Raw genomic sequence first — 1,393 nt, 5'->3', positions numbered from 1 at the left:
GCCCCCACCGCTCCTGCAGCACCCACCACGGATGTGGCTGCTACCAAGAAGCGACGCCGGCCTGCATTCACGCCGTCATTGCTCATTCAGTCCTCTCCCATCAGCTTTGTGGCCTGTTAAATCAGGCATCTACTAAGTAAAACTCTGTACTTATAAAAATTTTGCCGAATGGTAATGAAAAGCCCCAATTCTGACAAGGTAATTACCCTGAGGCACCACTCCCAAGCCTTGTAGTATAGGGCCTCTACGGATGTGGCAAGTTGTCACAGCGCAATTCTTTGATAAATCGCACCCACAAAAAAACGCCCAGCTCCGTGAGGAAACTGGGCGTTCTTTTTTGAACGTGGAAGCGAATTAACGCTTCGAGTACTGCGGACGCTTACGCGCTTTACGCAGACCAACTTTCTTACGTTCAACTTCACGAGCATCGCGGGTTACGAAGCCAGCTTTACGCAGAGCGCTGCGCAGAGTTTCGTCGTAGTCCATCAGAGCGCGAGTGATACCGTGGCGGATTGCGCCAGCTTGACCACTTACACCACCGCCGATCACGGTGACGTAGATATCGAATTTCTCGACAGTCTGAGTCAGCTCCAGCGGCTGACGAACTACCATGCGGGCAGTTTCGCGGCCGAAGAAGGTTTCCAACGAACGGTTGTTGATGGAGATGTTACCAGTACCCGGACGCAGGAAAACGCGTGCGGTTGCGGTCTTGCGACGGCCAGTGCCGTAATTTTGAGTCGCCGACATAATGAACTATTCCGTTAAATCTTCAGTTCTTGGGGCTGCTGAGCAGTATGAGGGTGTGCAGCGCCCGCATAGACTTTCAGCTTACGGTACATGTCGCGACCCAGCGGGTTCTTAGGCAGCATGCCTTTAACCGCGGTCTCGATCACGCGCTCAGGGGCCTTGGCGATCAGCTTTTCAAAGTTGATCGACTTGATGCCGCCCGGGAAACCGGAGTGGGAGTAGTACATTTTGTCAGTGGTTTTAGCACCGGTAACACGGATCTGCTCAGCGTTGATTACGACGATGTAGTCGCCGGTGTCAACGTGAGGAGTGTACTCAGGCTTGTGCTTGCCACGCAGACGGCTCGCGATTTCGGTGGCCAGACGACCCAGGGTCTGACCAGCAGCGTCGACGACAAACCAGTCGCGCTTTACTGTTTCCGGTTTAGCAGTAAAAGTTTTCATTCTTTATAGCCTCAGGGGCCGCCCTGTAAATTAGACGGCGGATCTTACTGAATAGTGCGTACTTTGACAAGTCAAAGGCAGCCGGATACAGACGCTTTCGGGGGCTCGGGTCGGCGCGTCCGTTCAACGGCAAGATTCTTCGGCGGCGGCGCATCACTTCCACTGCAGAAAGAGGTGCGCAATTATGCAGATTGCGAAAAATA

Annotated in this window: 3 protein-coding genes; all 3 read right to left on the bottom strand. The window is 53.4% G+C overall.

Going from position 1 to position 1,393, the window contains the following annotated elements; all coding sequences use genetic code 11:
* Nucleotides 1-86, bottom strand: an 86-nt coding sequence (locus ACRESJ_RS32605; RefSeq protein ID WP_368805957.1) for a ubiquinol-cytochrome c reductase iron-sulfur subunit N-terminal domain-containing protein, incomplete at its 3' end; no start/stop codon positions are given.
* Nucleotides 87-354: 268 nt separating this feature from the next.
* Complete coding sequence (rpsI, locus tag ACRESJ_RS32600) at nt 355-747, bottom strand: 30S ribosomal protein S9 (RefSeq protein ID WP_431761585.1); 393 nt, start codon at nt 745-747, stop codon at nt 355-357.
* A gap of 14 nt (nt 748-761) precedes the next feature.
* Nucleotides 762-1,190: a 50S ribosomal protein L13 gene (rplM, locus tag ACRESJ_RS32595; RefSeq protein ID WP_003228062.1), complete on the bottom strand. Its 429-nt coding sequence runs from the start codon at nt 1,188-1,190 to the stop codon at nt 762-764.
* Nucleotides 1,191-1,393: the final 203 nt, after the last annotated feature.

It is taken from the genome of Pseudomonas sp. (assembly GCF_050739655.1).
In the GTDB taxonomy this organism is placed as follows: domain Bacteria; phylum Pseudomonadota; class Gammaproteobacteria; order Pseudomonadales; family Pseudomonadaceae; genus Aquipseudomonas.
The sequence above is the reverse complement of the archived record's forward strand: the minus strand, read 5'-3'. Positions and strand labels throughout refer to the sequence as shown.

Excerpts from the sequence above, each read along its gene's own strand:
- rplM (WP_003228062.1), bottom strand. The coding sequence starts at position 1,190 with ATGAAAACTTTTACTGCTAAACCGGAAACAGTAAAGCGCGACTGGTTT.
- rpsI (WP_431761585.1), bottom strand. The coding sequence starts at position 747 with ATGTCGGCGACTCAAAATTACGGCACTGGCCGTCGCAAGACCGCAACC.